The organism is Psychrobacter sp. NG27 (genome assembly GCF_016106655.1).
Lineage (GTDB): Bacteria > Pseudomonadota > Gammaproteobacteria > Pseudomonadales > Moraxellaceae > Psychrobacter.
In genome coordinates this window covers 102,478-125,472 of the sequence record NZ_JADGIN010000001.1, presented here as the reverse complement: position 1 = coordinate 125,472, position 22,995 = coordinate 102,478, and the positions used below count along the sequence as shown (strand labels likewise).

General features: G+C 43.5%; 20 protein-coding genes. 4 read left to right on the top strand and 16 right to left on the bottom strand.

Going from position 1 to position 22,995, the window contains the following annotated elements:
• The first annotated feature begins 89 nt into the window (after window positions 1-89).
• On the top strand, window positions 90-1,841 hold the full coding sequence (dld, locus tag IP485_RS00495) for a D-lactate dehydrogenase (protein ID WP_198325533.1): 1,752 nt from the start codon (window positions 90-92) through the stop codon (window positions 1,839-1,841).
• Between the two features lie 255 nt (window positions 1,842-2,096).
• Here the strand turns inward: dld and IP485_RS00490 are convergent, their stop codons facing one another.
• From IP485_RS00490 to IP485_RS00475, 4 genes are all read right to left on the bottom strand, one after another.
• Window positions 2,097-3,743, bottom strand: coding sequence for a BCCT family transporter (locus tag IP485_RS00490; protein WP_198325532.1), 1,647 nt, complete (start codon window positions 3,741-3,743; stop codon window positions 2,097-2,099).
• A gap of 159 nt (window positions 3,744-3,902) precedes the next feature.
• Window positions 3,903-6,410: a CoA transferase gene (locus IP485_RS00485; protein WP_198325531.1), complete on the bottom strand. Its 2,508-nt coding sequence runs from the start codon at window positions 6,408-6,410 to the stop codon at window positions 3,903-3,905.
• Window positions 6,411-6,644: 234 nt separating this feature from the next.
• Window positions 6,645-8,135, bottom strand: coding sequence for a CoA-acylating methylmalonate-semialdehyde dehydrogenase (locus IP485_RS00480; RefSeq protein WP_197177067.1), 1,491 nt, complete (start codon window positions 8,133-8,135; stop codon window positions 6,645-6,647).
• 59 nt (window positions 8,136-8,194) lie between these two features.
• Window positions 8,195-9,385, bottom strand: a complete 1,191-nt coding sequence (locus IP485_RS00475; protein WP_198325530.1) for an iron-containing alcohol dehydrogenase — start codon at window positions 9,383-9,385, stop codon at window positions 8,195-8,197.
• A 241-nt stretch (window positions 9,386-9,626) separates the two neighbouring features.
• Here IP485_RS00475 and IP485_RS00470 point away from each other — a divergent pair, with 241 nt between their 5' ends.
• Window positions 9,627-10,397, top strand: a complete 771-nt coding sequence (locus IP485_RS00470; RefSeq protein WP_198325529.1) for an IclR family transcriptional regulator — start codon at window positions 9,627-9,629, stop codon at window positions 10,395-10,397.
• A 402-nt stretch (window positions 10,398-10,799) separates the two neighbouring features.
• On the opposite strand, the gene nfsB is transcribed toward IP485_RS00470, so the two are convergent.
• Window positions 10,800-11,456, bottom strand: a complete 657-nt coding sequence (gene nfsB, locus IP485_RS00465) for an oxygen-insensitive NAD(P)H nitroreductase (protein WP_198325528.1) — start codon at window positions 11,454-11,456, stop codon at window positions 10,800-10,802.
• Window positions 11,457-11,724: 268 nt separating this feature from the next.
• Complete coding sequence (locus IP485_RS00460; RefSeq protein ID WP_198325527.1) at window positions 11,725-12,699, bottom strand: hypothetical protein; 975 nt, start codon at window positions 12,697-12,699, stop codon at window positions 11,725-11,727.
• Between the two features lie 175 nt (window positions 12,700-12,874).
• Between IP485_RS00460 and IP485_RS00455 the strand changes: the two genes are divergently transcribed.
• The gene (locus IP485_RS00455; protein ID WP_198325526.1) at window positions 12,875-13,789 is read left to right on the top strand and encodes a LysR family transcriptional regulator; all 915 of its coding nucleotides are present in this window, start codon (window positions 12,875-12,877) and stop codon (window positions 13,787-13,789) included.
• A gap of 131 nt (window positions 13,790-13,920) precedes the next feature.
• On the opposite strand, the gene IP485_RS00450 is transcribed toward IP485_RS00455, so the two are convergent.
• The 8 genes from IP485_RS00450 to IP485_RS00415 form a co-directional block, all read right to left on the bottom strand.
• Entirely contained in the window at window positions 13,921-14,970 is a 1,050-nt protein-coding gene (locus IP485_RS00450) for a dipeptidase (RefSeq protein WP_198325525.1), read from the bottom strand.
• Window positions 14,967-16,139 (bottom strand): pyrroloquinoline quinone biosynthesis protein PqqE, encoded by a 1,173-nt coding sequence (gene pqqE, locus IP485_RS00445; protein ID WP_198325524.1) that lies wholly within the window; start codon window positions 16,137-16,139, stop codon window positions 14,967-14,969. The genes IP485_RS00450 and pqqE overlap by 4 nt, the downstream gene beginning before the upstream one ends.
• Complete coding sequence (gene pqqD, locus IP485_RS00440; RefSeq protein ID WP_057760106.1) at window positions 16,136-16,432, bottom strand: pyrroloquinoline quinone biosynthesis peptide chaperone PqqD; 297 nt, start codon at window positions 16,430-16,432, stop codon at window positions 16,136-16,138. Before pqqD ends, pqqE begins: the two co-directional genes overlap by 4 nt.
• Window positions 16,429-17,187: a pyrroloquinoline-quinone synthase PqqC gene (gene pqqC / locus IP485_RS00435; protein ID WP_198325523.1), complete on the bottom strand. Its 759-nt coding sequence runs from the start codon at window positions 17,185-17,187 to the stop codon at window positions 16,429-16,431. Before pqqC ends, pqqD begins: the two co-directional genes overlap by 4 nt.
• Window positions 17,188-17,229: 42 nt before the next feature.
• Window positions 17,230-18,141, bottom strand: a complete 912-nt coding sequence (pqqB, locus tag IP485_RS00430) for a pyrroloquinoline quinone biosynthesis protein PqqB (protein ID WP_198325522.1) — start codon at window positions 18,139-18,141, stop codon at window positions 17,230-17,232.
• A 71-nt stretch (window positions 18,142-18,212) separates the two neighbouring features.
• The gene (gene pqqA, locus IP485_RS00425; RefSeq protein ID WP_075107140.1) at window positions 18,213-18,287 is read right to left on the bottom strand and encodes a pyrroloquinoline quinone precursor peptide PqqA; all 75 of its coding nucleotides are present in this window, start codon (window positions 18,285-18,287) and stop codon (window positions 18,213-18,215) included.
• 268 nt (window positions 18,288-18,555) lie between these two features.
• Window positions 18,556-19,302, bottom strand: coding sequence for a carbon-nitrogen hydrolase family protein (locus IP485_RS00420; RefSeq protein ID WP_198325521.1), 747 nt, complete (start codon window positions 19,300-19,302; stop codon window positions 18,556-18,558).
• Window positions 19,299-20,210, bottom strand: coding sequence for a LysR family transcriptional regulator (locus IP485_RS00415; RefSeq protein ID WP_198325520.1), 912 nt, complete (start codon window positions 20,208-20,210; stop codon window positions 19,299-19,301). The genes IP485_RS00420 and IP485_RS00415 overlap by 4 nt, the downstream gene beginning before the upstream one ends.
• A 131-nt stretch (window positions 20,211-20,341) precedes the next feature.
• Between IP485_RS00415 and IP485_RS00410 the strand changes: the two genes are divergently transcribed.
• Window positions 20,342-21,211 (top strand): DMT family transporter, encoded by an 870-nt coding sequence (locus IP485_RS00410; RefSeq protein WP_265090925.1) that lies wholly within the window; start codon window positions 20,342-20,344, stop codon window positions 21,209-21,211.
• A 54-nt stretch (window positions 21,212-21,265) separates the two neighbouring features.
• Here IP485_RS00410 and IP485_RS00405 read toward each other — a convergent pair whose 3' ends face one another.
• Window positions 21,266-21,880: a GNAT family N-acetyltransferase gene (locus tag IP485_RS00405; protein ID WP_198325519.1), complete on the bottom strand. Its 615-nt coding sequence runs from the start codon at window positions 21,878-21,880 to the stop codon at window positions 21,266-21,268.
• Between the two features lie 138 nt (window positions 21,881-22,018).
• Entirely contained in the window at window positions 22,019-22,894 is an 876-nt protein-coding gene (locus IP485_RS00400) for an MBL fold metallo-hydrolase (RefSeq protein ID WP_198325518.1), read from the bottom strand.
• Window positions 22,895-22,995: the final 101 nt, after the last annotated feature.

Here is a 22,995-nt window from a genome sequence, read left to right as displayed (position 1 = left end):
ATCATCGTCATGGCTGCCATTTACCTCTTTGGTTTTCAAGGGCCTTTAGCATAATGAGTGACACACAATCACAAGTTAAGGAGCATCATATGGCTTCATCGAACCTTTTCTCATCAAATGTAACGTATCAAGACACACTCCGTCCTGATCTAGTGTTAGAGAAGCTAACGCATTTACTGGGAGCCAGTAATGTACAGGCTGATCCAGAGAAAAACGAGCACTATAGAATGGGGTGGCGCTCTGGCGGCGGCAATGCTTTGGCTGTTTTGTTTCCGCAAACACTGCTTGAGATTTGGCGTAGCTTAGAAGTATGTGTGGAAGGCGACTGCATTATTATTATGCAAGCGGCAAAAACAGGCCTGACGGAAGGCTCAACCCCGAGCGGTAATGACTACGATAGACCGGTGGTTGTGATTAACACGCTTGCAATGAACCAGTTGTATTTGGTGAATGACAATGAGCAAGTGATTAGCTTGCCTGGGGCGACATTGCATCAATTGCAGAGTCAGCTTAAGGCCGTAAATAGAGCGCCTCACTCCGTTATCGGTTCTTCGACATTGGGTGCGTCTATTATTGGTGGTATTTCTAACAACTCCGGCGGTGCGCTGGTTAAAAGAGGGCCTGCTTATACCGAGCTTGCACTGTTTGCCCAAATTAACCAACACGGTCAGCTAGTATTGGTTAATCATCTAGACGTAGAATTGGGAGATACTCCAGAAGAAATACTCACTAACTTACAAACAGGTAATTTTGATAAAAGAGAATTACCTGACACTGGCAAGCTCGCATCTGACAAAGAGTACATCGCTAGAGTAAAAGATGTTGATGCAAGCACACCAAGCCGCTTTAATGCGGATAAGCGAAGACTTTATGAGGCCAGTGGCTGCGCTGGCAAGCTTGCCGTGTTTGCAGTACGTCTTGACACTTATCCAATAGCGGCAAAAGAGAAAACCTTTTATATAGGTACCAACAGTGTAAGTGAGCTTGCACAGCTCAGAAGGCAGATATTATCGAGCTTCGATAATATTCCGGAAGTAGGTGAGTACATGCATCGTGATATATTTGATGTATCTGCTAAGTATGGCAAGGACACGTTCCTGAGTATTAAGCATCTTGGGACAAATGCCTTACCTAGATTGTTTTCTATCAAAGGCGCTATGGACGCAAAGTTCCATAAATGGTCATGGATGCCAAAGCATTTTACTGACAAAGTCATGCAGTTCATCGCCAATATGTTCCCCAAGCATTTACCGAAGCGCATGATTGAGTACCGCGACCAATATGAGCATCATTTAATCTTAAAAATGAGTGATGAAGGTATAGAAGAAGCGCAAAATTTTCTGAAGTCATTTTTTGACGCTTCAGACACGGGCAACTATTTTGAATGTAGTCAGGAAGAATCAGAAAGTGCCTTTTTACATCGTTTTGCTGCGGCAGGTGCTGCATTGAGATATGAAGTCATACACGAAAAAGAAGTCGGTGAGATATTGGCATTAGATATTGCCATACCGCGTAATGAATTAGAATGGCTTGAAACCCTACCTGAAGAAATTGAACAACATTTGGAAAAGAAACTCTATTACGGGCACTTCTTTTGTTATGTGTTTCATCAAGACTATATCTTGAAGAAGGGTAGTGATGCACACCTTGTCAAAAAGATGATGTTAGAACTGCTGAGCGCCCGCGGAGCCAAATACCCTGCTGAGCATAATGTAGGGCATCTATACGAAGCAGAGCCTGATTTGCAAAACTTCTATAAAATCCTAGACCCAACCAATACCTTTAATCCGGGTATTGGAAAGATGTCGAAAACCAAACGTAATTGCTCGTGTTGTTTATAGCCCAATAAATGTATTCATATGCTAATTGATGACATGCCCTAAGGACTTGATTAGAGAATACCTGCCTAAAGGCTGTAGCTTTAGACAGGTATTTGATATTGGAATACAAACGATTGAATATAAATCTCACAACACACCAAGCGTGCTCAATTGGCTTTTAGCGGAAGCTAATCGAGCACTCTATCATTTAGCGTTGCGCTTGCTGTATCTCCTTGCTGTGTGTCCTTAGCATATTCCTAAGTATGTATGTCTAAATTATGGTTCGTCAACCGGATCTATCGTCTCTAGCCTAGCCGGACTGGTATCATAAAGAATGGCTTTGACCAGCGATATCCCCATGAGTACCATCACAAAACTAAAGGGCAAGGCACCAATAACCATCGCCGTTTTAATCGCACCCAGTCCTCCGCTTATCAGCAGTACGCCAACAACCAAGGCCAGTATTACGCCCCAAAAGATAATATGTGGGCGGCCTTTTGGACCCTCGTTACCACCTGAGTTGATAGTGTTGATAACTAAAATTGCCGAATCTAACGTCGTGACTAAGTAGGTCAGTAGTAAGACTAGAACTAAAATTGCCATTACCCAAGCAAAACCTGGGGACAACATCACATCAAGCATTGCCAATAATTGAGATTCTTGACCCACGCTTGAGATGGCATCAGTGCCACCTAGTGTTAAGTCAATCGCGGTACCACCCACCATTGAAAACCAAATAAAACACATCAGAGCAGGTAGGATAACGGTGCCGAATAGGTAAGTACGGATGCTACGACCACGTGAAATGCGAGCAAAGAAAACACCAACAAAGGGACCAAAAGCAATCCACCATGCCCAATAAAACACTGACCAGTCTTTTTGCCATGTAGCAAGCGTGTCACCGACCACCGTACCATCTGGCTGCCAAACCGTAAACAGCAATTGAGGAAGCGCGACGACATAGTCAAACACACCTAAGAAGAAAGATTGTAAACCAAAGAAGGTCGAACCGAATATTAAGAAAAAGGCAAACAGAACCAGACTCAATCCCATGTTGATATTCGACAGCCACTTCACCCCTTTACCTAGCCCAGAAAGCGCAGATAGGGTTGCTATGCCAACGATAACGACCAGTGCAACGATAATAGCTGCTGTTGACGACGTGCCATCAGCATTCATCAACCATTCGCCCAAACCAACACGGTACATACTAGAAACGAATTGCTCAACCCCAAACCCTAATGTCTGTGCAACGCCCAAGATAGTTGCAATAACGGCAACGATGTCAATGGTATTACCGAGCTTACCTGATAGTTTTTGGCCGAATAATGGCGCAAGACCTGAGCGAATGGTTAGAGGTAATTTACGTCGAAACGAAAAATAGGCCATCGATAATCCGACTAAGGAATAGCAAATCCATGCGCTGAATCCCCAATGTAGAAAGGCCCATTTATAGGCATAGCGTACATTGTCGGCACCAGAGGCTGTTGCCAACCCTTGAATGACTTCAGGGTTATTGGCAAAGTGATACATAGGCTCTGCGGTCGCAAAAGTCAACATACCAACACCAATACCTGCGCCAAAAATCATCGAAAACCATGAAAAGTTGGAGAACTCAGGTTTATCTCCGGTGTCCCCTAAAATCAACCTCCCATAGCGCGGCACAACGGCCAGAATCAACGCCAAAATCAAGAAAAAGGCGACACACAAGATATACCATGTCGAAAAGTGATTGAGTAAGAAAGTATTGAGCGACCCTAATATCATCGTTGAATTATCAGGAAAGATGACAGCCCAAACAATGAGCAGACCCAGTAAGATTTTAGCGGTAATCGTAACATCTTTATTAAACCCTTCATAAAAACCTTTTGTGGCCACTTTAATCGGCAATTTGGTTAAAGGTTTTCTGCTGCTATTTTTCATATCTAATCCTTTAGATGGTTTTCCTTTTGTTCAAATGAGCATCAAGCTGCACTGTCCTTCGAGCAGCTTAATTCCTATCATTTAGGGTGTGTCATCAGCCAGATACAAACCAACTTGCATCATGGTTAGCAGGACACGCCAACTGATGACACTGCCTATTTAACTTGGTAAAAACTCTTGACTCCAACTATCACTCAAATCGCCACTGGCAATACTGGCATCAATGTCTGTCTCGCTATAGCCAAGCTCTAACATGATCTGACGGGTAGATTGTCCAAATTTTTCAGGTCGAGGCAGTGCGTATATAACACTATTCGATGGACGAATAGCATAAGGATCAAGCTGAGTCACTGTATGGCCACTTGGATGATCTTCATAAATTGAGAAAGAATAACTACCATTGTCAGTACCTGGTGTGCCATCTGCTGTGCGGCTGTATTCAGCACGTAATGCATTGATATCCGCACAGACGACAGCCGCAATATCGGCAGCTTGCAGACGTTCTACCCAGTCATGAGCAGGCGCTTTTTGAAAGGTATTAGATAAGAATGCCGCACGTTCAGTTTTATCCAACTCACTGAAACCTTGTAAGTCTTCAACGTTTTCGAAGTTTTTTACATCAATTTCATACGCGTTTAGTAACAAGTAGTTCCCTGAAGAAGTATAGTAAAAGCGTGTTAATTCATCATGACCATTGGTTTCGCGACCTGAGGGCTCATTGAATAACCCACGTTTTTCAAAGTCATAACAGTAAGGGATCTGTAGCAGGGCGCTATTGGCGACCAATGAAGTACGACCACGTCCAATGCGGCCTGTACGATATTTTTGATAGAGCGCCACACCGATACTCATAGCGCCGCCAAAGCCGCACATGACATCAATAGTACCAACGTGTGCGTGTTCTTCAGGCGTGTCCATCGCACCGCCGCAACGCAACATGATGCCAGTAGATGCCTGCACCACATCGTCATAGCCTATAAAATCACTACTCGGACCCTTACGGACACCGCTAAAACAATCAAGCTTGCAGAATATAGCGTCAGGATTTAAGGCTTTTAAGCCTTCAGCATCCAAGCCCATTTTTTTGATTTGGGTGTCTGTCGCATTCCACACAATAACGTCAACGGAACGAACCAACTTCTCAAACACTTCTCGTCCTGTGCCTTTACTGATATCAGCAAGTATGGAGCGTTTGCCGACCATTTGAGACATACCATAAATGACGGTATTCCAGCTGTCGTACAGTGGAGAAGCCGAATCAAGCTTGATAACTTCTGCACCAAAACGTGCCAAATAACAGGCCGAGTGAGGACCTGCAATGACATTACAAAGATCAAGTACCTTAATACCGTCTAACCAACCGCTTTTTTCATCAACATTATTGATTGAAGGCAACTTGGTTTTGATTGCCTTTAATTTTTTCAATGCACCTTCAAAGTCGATAGGCTGCGGTGCTTTCGGTTGTAACATCAACTCGCCACATTCTTCTAACCACACAATTGGGCCTGGCTGAATCATCTTGCCATAAGTGGGATCATCAACTTCAATCATGAGTCCTGTTGTTTCTGCGTGATCATCATGAATCCACTCTTGTAGCCAACGCTGCGGTGCACCAGGTATGCCACGTTTCCCAAAAATCTTCTGCCACTCTTTTGACGTACGTAATAAAAACGCCACTTTCATTTTTTCGGCAATACGATCTGCCCAATGTTTTGGCATGGGATAAACCCCAAGCGATGTATCAGATGTCCACTGACTAGAAGGCAAATAAGTGTCTTCCTCCTCAGTCAATCCTTCCTCAAGTAATTCGTCGTATAACCCGAGTACTTGCAAACAACGCTTGGCGTGATGTTTGTGGCTGGGGCATACCACGTAAAACATACGGCCATCTTTACACATGTAACTGCGGTAAAAAGGATCTAGCAGTTCTTGCAACGCTTCGTAGTCCATATTCATGGGAATACCTTCAACGCGGCGACGTTGAATCTCAACTTCGCGTTGGGTCAAATAGCGTTCAGGTAGGTTTTCGATATCTATTGAGTTGTAACAAAGCCCTTCCATCACAGCCGCAGCAAGTGGAACTTCGATAGCATCGCCAAGTCCTGTGTTTTCACGTGCTTGTAGTGCAAAAACAACTGAAGAACCTGCCAGCATTGCGCCATAAGCAGAGGGTAGTGGTAGGGGTGAGAACGATGGGTTTATGCCCATGAGCACACGGTTTAAACCCATGTCAGTAAACACGCCCGAGCTCGCTGCCACAATGCTTTCATAGGCACGTAACTCACGGCGATTTTCGTCATTCGATGCAAATCCAGGGATGGACAGTGTGATCAGCTGCGGACGCTCTTCTCGTAGCGCGACCAGATCTAATCCCATTTCTGCCATTTTTCCAGGGCGAAAGCCTTCGATAACGATGTCACTTTCTAAAATTAGTTGCTTAGCCTGTGCCAAGCCTTCATCCGTCTTAAGATCGAGTGTTAACATCAATTTGTTGCGATTCAATACCGCATTGGCTGGACTGTGCCACTTTGGGCCTGATGGTGGGTCTATATGAACCACGGTTGCGCCTAAGTCGCCAAGCATCATACCGACAGCGGGACCGGCAATATATTGACCAAAATCGATGACTTTGACACCCAGTAATGGCAATTCAAAAGTTTCTCGCATAGTTATCTATCCTTAGAATTTTATGGTACGACTGTGAAAAATTAGAATTCAGTCAGAGCACTTGCCAGTCGTCCACTAATGGAGAGAGTCAGAAGCAAGCAGCATTTTTTGAATACAAACGACTGCTTTTAAGCGCACTGATTATGCAGTGCGCTTAAAAGGTAAGGGCTTTATAATGTAGCGCCTTTATACTGTAGTGTTCTTAAAGGCTAGCGTCTTGAAAAGGCAGTGCTATTAAGTTGGCATAGAGAACTGTTTTTCTTCTCTCAATGCCGCACTAGGCCAGCGCTGCGTAATGGTCTTACGACGAGTGAAGAATCTCACGCCGTCTGGTCCGTACATGGCCAAGTCACCAAATAATGAACGCTTCCAGCCACCAAAGCTTTGAGACGCTACAGGTACTGGTAGTGGAATATTGACACCAACCATACCGACTTGAATGTTGTCAATAAAGTAACGCGCCGCTTCTCCATCTCTCGTATAAATACAGGTGCCGTTACCATATTCATGATCGTTTATGAGTTGCACAGCTTCGGCCATGGTCTGTACACGCATCACCTGTAACACGGGACCGAAAATCTCTGCCTCGTAGCTGTGCATCTCTTTGGTGACATGATCAATCAGAGTAGGACCTACAAAAAATCCATTTTCATTGCCTTCTGGTGCAGCATCAGAGCCATCGATGATGAGCTCTGCACCTTGCTCTGCAGCACTTTTTATATAATCTAAAATTTTAGATTTGTGTGCCGCTGTAATGACAGGGCCAAAGTCGTTGCTTTTATCTGAATGAAGCCCCAGTTTTAGCTCTTTAATAGCAGGCTGTAGGGCCGCAATCATCTTGTCAGCCGTTTCATCACCGACAGCAACGGCGACAGATAGTGCCATACAACGCTCGCCTGATGAGCCAAAAGCAGCACCCAATAGTGAGGTGACGACATTGTCTAAGTCTGCGTCTGGCATGACAATCGCATGGTTTTTTGCACCGCCTAATGCTTGGCAACGCTTGCCTTGTGCAGCGGCTGTGGTATAGATGTATTCAGCGATAGGGGTTGAGCCCACAAAGCTAACGGCTTTAACATCTGGATGATGCAAAATAGCATCAACGGCTTCTTTGCCACCATTTACGACATTGATGACACCATCTGGTAGGCCCGCTTGCTGTAAAAGCTGCGCGATGAAAAGTGTGGCACTTGGGTCACGCTCAGATGGTTTTAATACAAAGGTATTACCGCAAACGATGGCCATCGGGAACATCCATAGTGGCACCATCACAGGGAAGTTAAACGGTGTGATACCAGCAACCACGCCTAGTGGATGAAACTCACTCCAAGAGTCTATATCGGTACTCACATTGCGACTGTGCTCACCTTTGAGCAGTTCAGGTGCGCCGCATGCATATTCGACGTTTTCAATACCGCGCTGTAGCTCGCCTGCCGCATCGTGTACGATTTTCCCGTGCTCTTCGCCAACCAGTCTGCAGATTTCATCCGCATTTTGCTCTAACAGCTCTTTGAATTTGAACATGACGCGCGCGCGTTTTAGTGGCGAGGTTTTGCTCCATGCTGGAAAAGCCGCTTTGGCCGCAGCGACTGCTTCGCCAATTGTTTTTTCACCACCCAAAGCGACTTGCTTGCTGACTTCACCCGTTGATGGGTTGTAAACATCTTGAGTTTGGCTATCATTGTTTGACAGGCTGCCATTAATAAAATGTCCGATTGTTTGCATAGGTTTAATTCCTTTAAACATGTGAATAATTAATAGGTTAATAGTAAATGAGGGCTTTTTTAACTGACTGAACGCTCAGCAACAGTGTTGTCATTCCATAGCAAGGTATAAAGTTGAACCATTTCTTCTAGCGTAGGTATTCGAGGGTTGTTGTTGGGTGAACCTGATGCAAATGCTTGCTCGCACATTGTGTTTATTAGCGCATCAAAATCTGCTTTTTGTACACCAAACTGTGCCAATGTGGGCACGTGAAGCTCATCATTTAAGCTTTTTAGATAATGGACCAAACTGACGTTGGCCTGATCATCTGTCTCGCTGTGGTCCGCTATTCCTAATGCACGCGCGCAGTCCGCATAACGATCAGGCGCACTAGAGATGCCGAATTCTGTAATGGTTGGCAATAGCATCGCGTTTGATAGGCCATGTGGCACATGAAAAAAGGCACCAATCGGACGACTCATGCCATGTACCAGCGCCACCGAAGAGTTACAGAATGCAATACCTGCTAAGGTAGAGCCCAGCATCATTGCTTCACGGGCGGTTTCATCTTTGCCGTCGTGATAAGCCGTTTGGATATTAGGTCCGATTAAGCGTAGGGCGGCGAGCGCCTGTTGGTCACTATAGGCATTACGTTTAGGGCTGATATAGGCTTCAATAGCATGGGTCATCGCATCGATACCCGTATCTGCTGTGGTACGAGGCGGTACGCTGAGCGTGAGGCTATAGTCGATAATGGCTGCGACGGGCATAAATCCCATACCCACGCACAACAGCTTTTCGTTATTAGCCTCATCAGTAATGATGGTAAAGCGTGTCACTTCTGATCCTGTGCCTGCCGTCGTCGGTATGGCAATAATAGGTAAACCTGCTTCATCAACTTGACGAGGAAACTTATAATCACGAATCACGCCGCCAAATTTTCCTAAAATCGCAATGGCCTTTGCACTATCGATAGGGCTTCCGCCACCTAAGGCAATCAGACCATCGTAATCTTGCGCTTTTACTTGAGACACGCCGGCCTCAATAGAGCTTTCAGTAGGCTCTGGCACCGTATCTGAAAACACATCGGCATTGATTTGTGCTGCTTTCAAAATGGTTTGAATGTTATCGACATAGCCGAGTTTAACCATCATCTCGTCAGTGATAATAAGGGGTTTTTTCACCCCTAAGCTGGCCAATATTACTGGCAACTTTTGGCAGGCATCGCGTCCAATTTCCATCGTTCTTGGCAGCAGGATACTGTGTGACATAGTGACTCATCCTTGAATTAATGACTTCAGATATGAGCGTATTAGGCAGCTCAATCGTCGTACGGACTATTCACAAAAGTGTATAGTATTTAAATATTAAATTCACATAACGATAAATATCTTATCGATATGTGAAAGGTAACAGAATGTTTTTGTAATAGCAAGACGCAAAAGCGTAAATTTTATCGTTATAATAAATAAATTTATTTGCTGCGAGTCAGCCAAAGGTTTAAATCAAACAATGAGTAATACTAAAAAGAAGGGCTCAAGCGTTGAGCGTGTCTTACAGATAGTAGAGGTACTGGCCAGCTCGCAACGGCCAATGAGTGTCAGCGATCTAGCAGAAACATTGGATGTGCCAGTGCCGAGTATGTATCGGCTATTGGATCAACTGCAGGGTCTTGGGTTTGTGCAGTTAGATTTGCCGGGGAAGGTAACCTGTGGAAAACGCACCTATAAGCTTGCCATGAACTTATTGCAAAACAGTGACTTTAAAAATGAAAGGCTAGCGATACTGAACGAGCTGTCAGCGCAAATAGGGGAGACGGTGGGTATTTCGATTTTACAAGACTTAGATGTGGTTTATATCGATCGCGTTATGTCGGATTGGCCCCTACAAATATTTTTACCTTCTGGTACTCACGTGCCTGTTTGGGCCAGTGCTAGTGGTAAATTGTTGTTATCGCAGCTAACAGATGAGAAATGTACACGCATCGTTGAGAAAATGTCGTTACACGCACTAACGACCAAAACTCAGACCGATAAAAAGCAACTGATGCAAACGATAACTGCAACGCGTGAGACGGGAGTAGGCGTGGATAATGAGGAGTTTATTCCAGGTATGGTCGCGTGTGCGGTCATGATTCCTAATGGGGATCAACAGGCATTTGCGACGGTGTTTACCCATGGGCCGACCGTGAGAAAAAGTCTAGAGGAGCTGCTCAGCTATGTGCCTCTTATGCAAGAGGCAGCAAATGAGCTGTCTGTTATTTTCAATCAAAATCATGAATAGAGAAGTGTGAGCAAAATAGGTTAATGGACGATCAGCGGTGAGCTATTGGTAGTGGGCTACTATGAGTACCAGTTAGCACTAAGTTGGCGCTGAAACTGATAACCTTAGCTAATAAAGGTATAGAATTAAAAAAGGTTGCTAAGACTACATAATATAGTGCTAGCAACCTTTTGCCGCTACTATAGTCAATCCTCTATAAATTGGGTACGGTGTCAGTCTCGTTCAGACTACTACTTGTAGTACTTTCACTCGGCTTCCTTGTATCCAAATTATATTGAACCGACTATATCAATTCATTCTAAAATTATACTTATTAGCCGTTTGATAGTACTCGGTTTATAGGTAGTCAATACGATGAAAAACGTATTGGCTTATAATGTTTACGCTTACTTTTGCTAATGACTAAGCCTTAATAAAAATAGTCTCTTCACTCAAGCGCGATTTAGGTATTTTGGCATTAAAGTCTTCATCACTGCGGTAGCCAAACGATACCACTGCCACAGCAGAATATCCTTTACTACGTAAGTCGAACTCCATATCAAGCGCCTGTAAATCAACCCCTTCCATAGGGACGGTATCAATACCCAAAAGCGCGCTGCCCAATAATACCCCGCCCATGTTGAGATATACCTGTTTGGCAAGCCAATGTGGCTCATCTTTGGCATCGAAGCGATGCATATCTAAGAATAATTGGCGACCTTGATGCATCTGTGCTTTGAATTCTGGCTGCGCATAACGACCGTCTTGGTCTTCTTTTTCTAACACCGCCTGCATGTATTCATCGTCGGCATGGATACGAGTACAGAAAACCACCACGTGTGAGGCATCTATTACTTTAGGTGTATTAAAATGAAAGGCACCTTGCGTGCTTTTGGCAATGCGTGCTTTGCCTGCGTCATCATCTGCAATGACAAAGCTCCATGGTTGAATATTGGTGCTTGATGGACTCATTTGTAGCATGTCTTTGATCTGCTCAAAATCTTCAGCAGATATTTTTTTGCTAGCATCAAATACTTTGGTGCTGTAACGCCAGTTTAGTGCTTCATTAATGGTTTTCATGATTGTCCTTAAGTAAAGTAAGTTTCAGTTTTTTAGTCAGCTGGTAATACAAACGGATTTAACAAACGGTATTACTCAATCCTTATCGTTCATCGTTAAGTTAACTGATTAGCCCGTCCTAGCGATGGCTCATAATAGTAAAGTTCATACATTAGAACCACTAGCTACAAGAGAAAACACTTTCAATATTATTTTGATAATATGACGTTTTTAGTCTATCTAAAGGTTATTTATCAATTGATAAATCCATTAAACGCATAAACTGATCTTAAAACGGTGCGAAATTATCAGGCTGACTGTGCGTAGCAGTCCAACGTTGATTGGCATCAATATGACTATTAAGCCCAACTCCTCGAGGTACTTGCATATTATCGCCATACAGCCAAAGCACTATATTGGTACGTTTGCCACTAGTGATTGGATGTGCGGCGTGAGGCACTGAGCCTCTATGAATAATCGCCATGCCAGGTTTAAAAATGGCACGTTTGGTTTGCCCTAAATGGCGATCGACAAAGTCAACTTCTGATCCAGTAAAGTCTTCGCCTGGCAGATTTAGGTTAATATTCATAGTCACCGCTGAAGCATCAGTATGAAGTTGTAGCGATGTGTCGCCTGCCGGCTGGTATTGAATCGAGAACCCAAAGGTCTGAGTGTCATAGCCATAAATATTGGCAAATAATAACCGAGCGATAGGGCGCATATATTGATTCATGACTTTATGATAAAACGCCTGAAAATTAGGGGTGGCCAGATAACCTAGCGAGCGCGCATCTAGCATGGCTCCATTACTGTTCAATGCGATACCATAAGGAGGACGTATTGGGATATTAGCGTCTGCGATTGCTTGCAGATAACGGCGCAGCGTTGATAGTTGTGCTGGGTCAAAGAGTTGTCCTTGGTGTACGTCAGGTAGTATCTCTTGCCATAAATTTTTAACAGCCATCTCCGTAGAAGGAGTGCGCCATGCTTGCGTCACTGCATCATGTAGAGTTGGATCAAATAATGAATCATCAAGTACAGGCAAGTCATGCTCAGTGGTTTCCCACTCTGCCCATGCTTGCTCTAGTAACTGGCTGTTTTGATGCCAGAAATGCTCTACCGATGGTGCACGTCTAAGCATGTCTGATTTTGAAGGTAGTGGTAAGTTGCGTGCTTGCTGTAGTGCACTCTGTTGATTATCTCCATCATGGTGGCTATGGTGTTGAGTATCCTGTGTGCTCGTAGGCCGTATTATAGTATCCATCGTGTATCTCCAAATGTGTGAGTAAACCTTGTAGGTGCATGCTACTATAATTAATGATTTTGATAATCAGTAGGTTTAAAGAAACAGTTTCAATAATTTTTATATAATGATGAGGCTAGCAGCAGCAAGCGATGGTGGTTGCTAAGTTAGACGCTAATTGAACGAAGGCATGATGATGAAAAATTTGCAGGATTTACGTATTTTTATTGAGACCGCTCGCTTAGGTAGCCTATCTGCCTGTGCTCGGCACTTAGATCTGTCGCCTGCAGTTGTGAGTGCAGCGGTCAAGCGATTAGAAGTGGAAATTGAGACGGTATTGTTTGTTCGCTCTACTCGTAGGCTGCGTTTGACTAGCAAGGGTGAGCAGTACTTAAAGCATTGCCGAGATGCGGTGGCTATTTTAGACAATGCTTACGCAGGACTACATGACAATGATGCTGAGCTGACGGGTACAATTCGGCTGTCGGCATCATCAGATTTGGGACGAAACCTAATTTTGCCTTGGTTGGACGATTTTATAGACATTCACCCAAAAGTGACGGTGCAGCTACATATGTCTGACAGCTATGTGGACTTGTACGGTCAGCAGATTGATTTGGCACTACGTTATGGCGCACCCAAAGATTCATCACTGGTCGCACTACCTATTGTATTGAATAATCGCCCTATACTGTGTGCGTCAAAGGAGTATTTGAGCAAAATTGATAAGGGTATAGGTATCCCAAAAATGCCAGAAGATTTATCGCAGCATAACTGCTTACGTTTGGGTCATGATGAGAAGTATTTGAGCGAGTGGACCTTTGAAAAAGAGGGCAAGACTCAACGTGTGGCAGTGGATGGCAATCGTAGAAGTAAAGATGGTGACGTTGTGCACCGCTGGGCAGTGGCGGGCAAAGGCATCGCATTAAAGTCTCAGTTAGATATAGCCGGTGACTTAAAGGCAGGGAGACTTGTCGAGGTAGAGTTGGATGGCTGGCAAGTGGCCAACTATCCACTGTATTTGATTTGTCCAGAACGGCGCTTAATCGATCCATTGTTTAATGCGGTCAAAGAATACTTGATTGAACGGGTAGAGCAGGTATTAAGGTAAAATGAAAACTAATGATTACCCTGTTTGATCAGTTTTATAGAGTTCATATTCCAGTTCTTTGCATGAAATATGTTTAATCAGACAATAAAAACAGCAATCCCTATACGGTGATTGCTTGATGACTCTTTTAACTATTGCCATATCTTATCAAGCACTGTAAACCAGTTTTTTGACGTCACCTTTTCAATCAATGGATCAGAAAAATGGCGTTGTTGCATCCGCTCAATCAACATGGAGATTTGACTGATATCAGATAGCTCATCAGGTAGTAGACAACCATCAAAATCAGAGCCAAAACCAACATGATCTTCGCCTAGATGGTCAATTAAATAATCAAGATGATCGACAATCACATCAAGCGAAGTTTGCGTATTACGTTGCCCATCTGTACGAAGAAACGCCACATCGAAATTCACCCCAACCAAACCATCGCTTTGTTTAATAGCAGCCAGCTGCTGATCGGTCAAGTTCCGGGCTTGCTGACATAAAGCATGTGCATTGGAGTGTGTCGCAACAATAGGCTGGCAGGCAATCTCTAGCGTATCCCAAAAAGCGCGTTCATTCATATGTGACACATCTATCAGCATATGCTTTTCACTGCACTTAAGAATGAGGTCTTTGCCTTGAGTCGTGAGCCCAGCTCCCGTATCTGGAGAATGCGGAAAAGACGCATTTAAGCCATCACCGAAGAGGCTCTTTCTATTCCATAGTGGGCCAATGCTTCTGAGTCCTGCCTCATAAAACACATCCAGCAGGTCAGGCTGTATGGCTAAAAACTCAGCACCTTCCAAATGCAATACAATGGCCAGTTGCTTATTCTGCTGACAGGCCTGAATTTGTTCTAACGAGGTGCAAATCTGAATCTGACCGTTAGATCTTGCCTGTAATTGCTGTGCAAGTGCTAATTGCGCACAGCAGATATCGACGATTTCTTGCGAAGTGAAATCTGAGTTCGTAGGATTAGATAGTTTTTCAGGATGGTTGTTTTTCACATAAGCGTAGGGCGGCAGGAAAATAGAAAATAATCCGCCCATCCAGTTCGCTTGTCGGCAACGTTGTAAATCTAAATGTCCCGGTAACGTGCCATAAATAAAATCATGTACTGGATCGGCAGCTGAACTTAGCCAAAGGCGAGTCAACAGATCATTATGTCCATCAAATATCACAGGCTGGGTATTCATATTTCACCTGTTACCATACGAGTAGGAATCAATTGGTCTTTATTCAGCTGTTTGTTACTCAGTGACTTAGAATTCTTTGGATTGCGAAAGCGTAGTTCTTCAAAAGGTACAGGCGTCTCGCTGTTGATACGTGCCTCCTCAATCAAGTAGTGGTATGGCGATTTTCCACAGACAGGATCGGCGTTTTTGGCATCGCCAGTCAGCATAAACGCTTGGCAACGGCAGCCGCCGTAATCACGTTCTTTATCTGGGCAGCTTTGGCAGATGTCAGGCATCCAGTCATCACCGCGAAACTGATTAAAGCTCGCAGACTGATACCAAATATCTGACAGTGGTGTATGTCGTACATTAGGAAACTGTATTGGCATTTGTCTGGCAGCATGGCAAGGTAGGGCCGTACCGTCTGGTGCGACTGTTAAGAAAATCTTGCCCCAACCATCCATACAAGGTTTCGGACGTTCTTCGTAATAGTCAGGCACCACGAAAATAAGTTTGCACTTAATACCACGTTCTTCAATCTTCTTGCGGTATTCATTGGTAATGCGTTCGGCTCGGACCACTTGCGCTTTGGTTGGTAGCAAACCCTCTATATTTTCAAATGCCCAGCCGTAAAACTGGCAAATAGCCAGCTCAACCGTGTCGGCTTCCAGCTCTAAGCAGAGATCAATAATCTGGTCAATCTGATCGATGTTTTGCCGATGAATTACAAAGTTAAGTACCATCGGATAGTCGTATTGCTTAACCAGACGTGACATCTCATACTTTTGCTCAAAGGCATGTTTTGAACCTGCCAAAGCATTGTTGACCGTTGGATCACTGGCTTGAAAGCTAATTTGAATATGCTGAAGACCTGCTTCTTTTAAACGCGCAATCCTAGCTTCAGTCAATCCCATACCTGACGTAATTAAGTTAGTATAAAAACCTTGATTGTGCGCATAAGCGACCAGTTCTTCTAGGTCTTGACGAACCAGTGGTTCGCCGCCAGAAAAGCCAAGCTGGACCGCGCCCATTTGCCGCGCCTGATCAAACACATCAAACCATTCTTGCGTCGTTAGCTCCTCTTTATACTGAGCATAATCAATAGGGTTTGAGCAATAAGGGCATTGTAAGGGGCAGCGATAGGTCAGCTCAGCAAGCAGCCATAGCGGTAGCCCGACTGGCGCAGTCATACTAAATCAATCCAATGTTCACGCTGGGCGACCAGCATATATTCAATAATGTCTTGTTCGATCTCGGGAATATCGCCAAACATAGCCTGTACCTTTTGGATAATATCAGCAATGGACGCTTGACCATCTATATGTTGTCCGATGATGCTGGCACTGTCATTTAATTTGATCATACCTTCAGGGTAGAGCAAGACATACGCATTTTGCGCTGGCTCAAACTGAAAGCGATAACCGTGACGCCATACCGGGACGATGGATTGATCCAGCTCAGGTAAACTAGCAGGTATACTCATTTAAACAATCCTTTATGCCAGACATTGTCAGTGGTAACGCTTTGATAAGGAGCTTGATTATGCACATAGGCCAAGCTCAAGGCATCCAATATCGTCCATAAGATATCCAGTTTAAATTGCAGAATTTCTAACATACGCTCTTGTTGCTCAGCTGTTTTGAACGAGTCAAGTGTAATGGTCAGACCATGCTCAACATCGCGGCGCGCTTGACTCAAGCGTGAGCGGAAATAGGTATAGCCTTGCTCCTTTATCCAAGGGTAGTGCTTGGGCCAGGACTCTAAACGTGACTGGTGAATCTGCGGGGCAAACAACTCTGTCAGTGAGCTACTGGCAGCTTCTCGCCATGAGGTACGACGCGCAAAATTCACGTAAGCATCGACGGCAAAACGCACACCTGGTAGTACCAGCTCTTCAGAGATCACTTGCTCACGAGTCAGCCCAACCGCTTCTGCCAAACCTAACCATGCCTCACGCCCGCCGCCATCAGGATAGACGCCATCTTGATCAATCATGCGCTGGATCCACTCTTGACGTACGCGCTGATCGGGGCAATTTGCCATAATGGCCGCGTCTTTCAATGGAATATTTATCTGATAATAAAATCGGTTGGCGACCCACGCTTGGATTTGCTGCTGTGTCGCTTTGCCTTCATGCATCATGACATGAAAAGGGTGATAAATATGATAATACTGACCTTTATCCATAATCGCTTGTTCAAACGCTTCTGGGCTAAGTGCTGTGTTTTCTTTTTGCATTGCATTCACCTTACGATTGCTGTCGTCGCCTTACCGTTTGTCTTAAAGCTCAATCTGCATACCATCAAACGCCACTTCAACACCATGTTTTTTTAATATCGCAGCCTGTTCAGATTGTTCATTCAATATCGGATTGGTGTTATTGATATGGATCAGCACCTTACGAGCGTTATCGAGCTGATCTAGATAATGCAACGAGCCATCTTCACCACTAATATGCAAATGGCCCATGTCTTGACCAGTTTTTGTACCGACGCCGCATTCTTGCATTTCATTGTCCGTCCATAGCGTACCGTCAATCATCACGCAATCAGAGCTTTTCATGATCTGCATAACGTCATCATCAATTTTGCCCAAACCTGGCGCATAAAAGAGTTGTTTTTGTGTTTTTAAATCTTTCACAATTAGAGCAATATTATCGCCATCATGCGGATCATTACGGTGCGGGGAGTAGGGCGGTGCTGAGCTTCTAATCACCAGAGGCGTCAACTCTAAATTGCTATAGCCGTCAATTTGAAAGCTCTGTTTTGGATCGATTTGATTGTATTGTAGACCCCCATTCCAGTGCTTTAACATAGTAAACAGTGGAAAACCTGTACTGAGGTCTTGATGCACCATGTCCGTACACCAAACAGGCATTGGACAGCCTTCACGTAGGGTCAACAGGCCGGTCGTATGGTCAAGTTGACTGTCCATCAACACCACATCTGTGATACCTGTGTCTCTTAAGTTACGTGCTGGTTGAGCTGCCTTAAACTCAAATAACTGTTGGCGAATATCAGGGGATGCATTGAATAAGATCCAATCTATACCATTTTCTGATATGGCGATTGATGATTGGGTACGGGTCTTTGCCTGAATCGTGCCTTGACGCACACCGTGGCAGTTATCGCAATTGCAATTCCACTGTGGAAAACCACCACCAGCAGCTGAGCCTAAAACGTGAATATACATAAATCAATATTTCCAAAAAAATAAAAGCCCTAGTCATCTAGGGCTTTTAATGGGTTTAGTGCTCGTAAATTTTAACGGGCTTCGAAATACATCGTGATTTCGAAACCAATACGGATGTCTTGAAAAGCTGGTTTAGTCCACTGCATGGGATTGCTCCTGAATGAATATTATTGGTACATCAGTAAGATGAATGAAAGTAATTATCAATGGTAGTACAAGCTGACCCTTGCTGTCAATTTCTTAGATGTTAACAAGGTACTAACGTATGAGGTGCTAGCAAATCATTGATTCATACCTGTATTCACTATCGCATTAATGACCTCCAACAATGCCCATTTGTGAATGTTCAACACGCCACCACAATAAATCCTCCCACCTTGCCATTCAATTTAATCGTTAAGTCTTATGGTTGAATCAAGCTAAGTCTATATAGCGGTAGTTTTTCTTAGAGTGTTCTATGTCTGTTAAATCGATATCCATCACTGCTATTTCTTGCGTCGAACCAAGTTTTTTAATGATGCTTCCTGTAGGAGAGACGACCAGACTCTCTCCTACAAACTCACCGCCATGACCGACGCCCACACTGTTGCAGGTAATCACAAAACATTGGTTTTCAATGGCACGTGCTTGAGTCAGTACATAATGGACATTCGCATAGGGAGACATGTTGCCATTCGGCATAAAAATAATTTTGGCGCCTTTTTTTGCCAGTGCTCTAGAACCTTCTGGAAACTCTAGCTCAAAAAAAATTTGAGCACCGCAAACTACATTATCAATTTCAACGACGGAAAACTCATCTCCGCTGGTAAAGACGCCAACATCATCAAGCCAAAGTTTTGACTTTCGGTGCTTATGAATGATTTCGCCGTTTTTTATAAAAAAGCATGCGTTGTAGAACTGTTGATCGTGTTTTTCAATGTGCCCAATAATGATGGTTGAATCGGTATTTTTGCTGGCTATCAGTAACTCTTCAAAATATGATTGTGACTGACTGCATAAAGAGTCAATATTATCTGCTGTCGGAAATCCTGTAAAAGTGAGCTCTGGAAAAATCATAAAGCCTTGACAGTCTTTGTGCTCATTGATGGATTTCAATATCAAGGCGGCATTTACCGACACTTGATAATCAGTGATATCAATCTGGTTGATGACGATTTTCATAGAATTTTATTCTCATTAATATAGCACTGGGACTCCAACCAACGACTCAATTTAATAATGTCAGCTTGATTTGATTTTAAGTCGTTATAAAAGAAATAGAAGCTGTCGCCAGTGAGTAATTCATGCATTGGGATTCTAACAAGATTTTGCTGATGGGTTTGTTCTAGCATCATATAGTTGTCGATAAGCGTAATACCTAAGTTATAACGTGCGGCCTGTGCGGCAAGAAGTACGTGGCTAAACTGATTTATTTTTACATCACTCGGCAGCTCAAACCCACCTGCTTTGCACCACTTTAGCCAATCATTGGCCGCATTTTCACTTTTTCCAGAATATCTGACCGACAGTATGGGGTGTTGCCATAATGCCTCAGGCAACGGTTGGTCTTTTATTTCTTCCCAGAGTTTTTGACCACAGACAGGAAATAACTTTTCAGCGAATAAAAACGTACTGACCACGTTACGCTTTGGCGGATGGACGGTTATAAAACAGTCAGAACATTGCTCATTATAATCGTCTTGGTCTGTCACCATGTTTAAGGTGAGCTCAATCTCTGGGTGTTGTGTATGGAAGTCTTCTAATCGAGGAATCAGCCAATTGACAGCCACCGAGCTATACAGTGCTAGGCGAATATGCCCAGGTTGGTCATTCCGAATGGCTTGACTGGTATTAGAAATAGCAGCCAATGATTGATTCACCTCTGTGAAATAACGCGACCCTATTTCTGTCAACGAAAGTGTCCGACCCTGCCTATAAAACAACGCTTCGCCAAGGTACTCCTCAAGCGTTCGGACTTGATGACTCACAGCGCTTTGCGTCACGTTGAGGCTTTCTGCTGCTTTTGAAAAACTATTCAGTCTTGCAACGGATTCAAAACATTGTATCGCGCGTAATGGTGGCAATTTCATTATTATCTCAGCTAATACTAAAGGACTTTATATCATTATACGTCATGCAAATATATGAATATACTGCTTACCTGACCATTAGACTAAATGGCTTAATTTAAAGTTTCATGTATTTTGAGATAGGTGTGAGAATGATAATGCCAAAGATGAGTGTTGGGTTTGCCATGATTCTATTGGTTGTGGGAAACATGATTGCCGTCCTATCAGATGCGTTGATAAAAGAGTTGCCAGATGGCGCAGCGGTCTATCAATTTGTGCTATTGCGTCAGCTGACAGCTGTTCTGATGCTACTGCCCTTTTGCTTTTTGAACAAAAAAACCAAGTTGATTAGCAACCTAAAATGGCACTTTGTCAGAGGCCATATTTGGTTATTTGGTGCGGTATTTATGGTGTTATCTATTCAGGCGTTGCCGCTAGCAACGGTGAATGCTATTTTTTATACCGCTCCTCTGCTCATGTTACCGTTAGGGTTTTTGTTTTATAAAGATCGGCTTACAGCGCCAAGCATCGTTGTGGCAATGCTAGGTTTCGTTGGCATTCTTATCATTGTAAAGCCCACCCAAATTAATATGGGTGCTATCTTTGCGCTGATAGTTGCCTTAACCATGGCGACGAACAATCTATTGGTTCGCAAACTGCCTTCAAATCACACCGTTGCACAAACACTGTTCTTGACCAATTTAGTCGGAATACCATTTGGGCTTAGTTTGGCCATTTGGGAAAATGCCCCTTTGAGTTGGTATGCGCTATGGATAGCAGCCGGTTCAAATTTGTTTATTTTGATCTATGCGGGTATCTGCGTACTGGTCTACCGAGCAGTGGAAGCCCATAAAATATCTAGTGCAGAATATACAGGGCTGTTAGGTGCCGTGTTTATCGGCATCGTATGGTTTCATGAGATACCGGATATCAGCTTATTGATAGGGTCAGCATTGATTATCATCCCTCTTATCTGGCTCGCCACACGAGAGTCTATTAAATACAAAAGAACAGCCTTATAGAGCTTTTGGATTGTATTTTTTTAGACATAATTGATCGTCGTCTCTACAAACTTGTCAAAACAATACTTTGCTATAGGTATAGTGCATTATGTGCGGGTTTAGATGGTTGGGATACTCATCAACACGCTGATAGCCATTATTATCGTAGTACTGATAAGTGCATAGGGTGTCTGTATGTAGTGCATACGTGTCTGCACCCTGTGCCACGAGATAAGCCTCAAATGCTTGAATCAACGTCGCTCCAATACGGTGACGACGATAGTTTGGATCTACACAGAAGAACTGTAGCTCGCTATCAAAATTGACTGTCTCTCGTTTCGCACCAGTCGTTTCTTTTTTCTGTAAATCACTTAATACCTGTCGACCTTGATCAGATAAACGCAGCTTGTTTTCTATCTGATCAATAATGGGCTTTTCATCGAATGACAAAGCTTTATGTGGGTCTTGTTTAGTGACTCCTATCACCACACCACAAATAATGTCATCATATTCTGCAACTTGTATAAAAGTAGCACGATGACAGTCTTTAGCTAGAAATAGGGTAGCCAGTTGCTTTAGAATCTGCTTATCTGTAGCAGTAGTAAATACACTTAAATTCATATTGACGACAAAAAGGTCAACAATGGCTGCAAAGTCTTCAGGCGTAGCACGACGATATTGCATTGTCATAAGTTGCTCTCTTTTATCATTAAAAGTGCTAGCATATGCTTCTTGACCAAGCATTCATACGCCAGCACTTTGACACTAATATCTGGTTAGTGGGTTTAGTAAAGTATTAGTGTTTTTTACTTAATAGTTGTCCTATATTTACCACTCTATTTCACCTGTATTGACTTGACTGCTCAACTCTAAATCACTTCCTCCGGGCAACGCTGGATAAGCTGACTTCATGATTGAAATTACTTTTTCTGATTGCTTAGAATCTTGTTTTTTTGCCTCGCCCAGTGCTTGCTCAAAAGTTTTTAGATAATTGAGTGTGAAATCAACAGCGTAGTCTTTTTTGAGTAGATTGCCTGAATAGTGGCCTGGAATAACAACGTTTGGCTTTAATTGCTTCATTTGTTCTAATGATTGCATCCAATCGCTACGAGCTTCTTTAGTTTGGGTATCAGCAGTCCATACATGCATGCCTGATGTTACTGACACACCGCCGAAAACGGTTTTTGATTCTGGTACCCACATGTATGCTTGATGGGTTCCCATCTCCTTGATTTCAATTTTGTGACCTTCTAAGGTCAGTGTAGACTGATCAAGTGTTTGCGGTACTGTGATCTTGGTAGGCGCATGTTTACCAAGGATTGGACCCCAATGCTTTAATTTTGCATCTTTAGTCGCCTCAATGTGTTCAATAATAGAAGGGCTAGACATAACCTTTACATCAGGGAAGGCTTTGACTAAAGGCTGAAGACCGAAATAGTAATCTGGATCGCCTGCCGTGATATAAATCATTTTTAGGTCTTTATTGCTTTTTTTGATCATATCAACCAAAGCTTCACCATCTTTGACACTAAACTGTGCATCGAACAAAATAGCATCTTTCTCGCCACTTGCCAGCACAGAAGTCACTGGGAAAATAGCATTTTGATCAGGTTTATATGCTTGTAGTTGTAGATCGGCTGCGTTTACTTGGGTTGCAAGCAGTAGGGCGCTTGCCGCCATAGAAGCTGTCATTAATTTTTTCATAATCTACCTGTATTTTCATTTGAGTAAATAGACCGCGTTAATGGCGGTATTCGTTGTTAGTGGCTATTCTATTCGATTGTATTTCGTTTAAATACGCTATA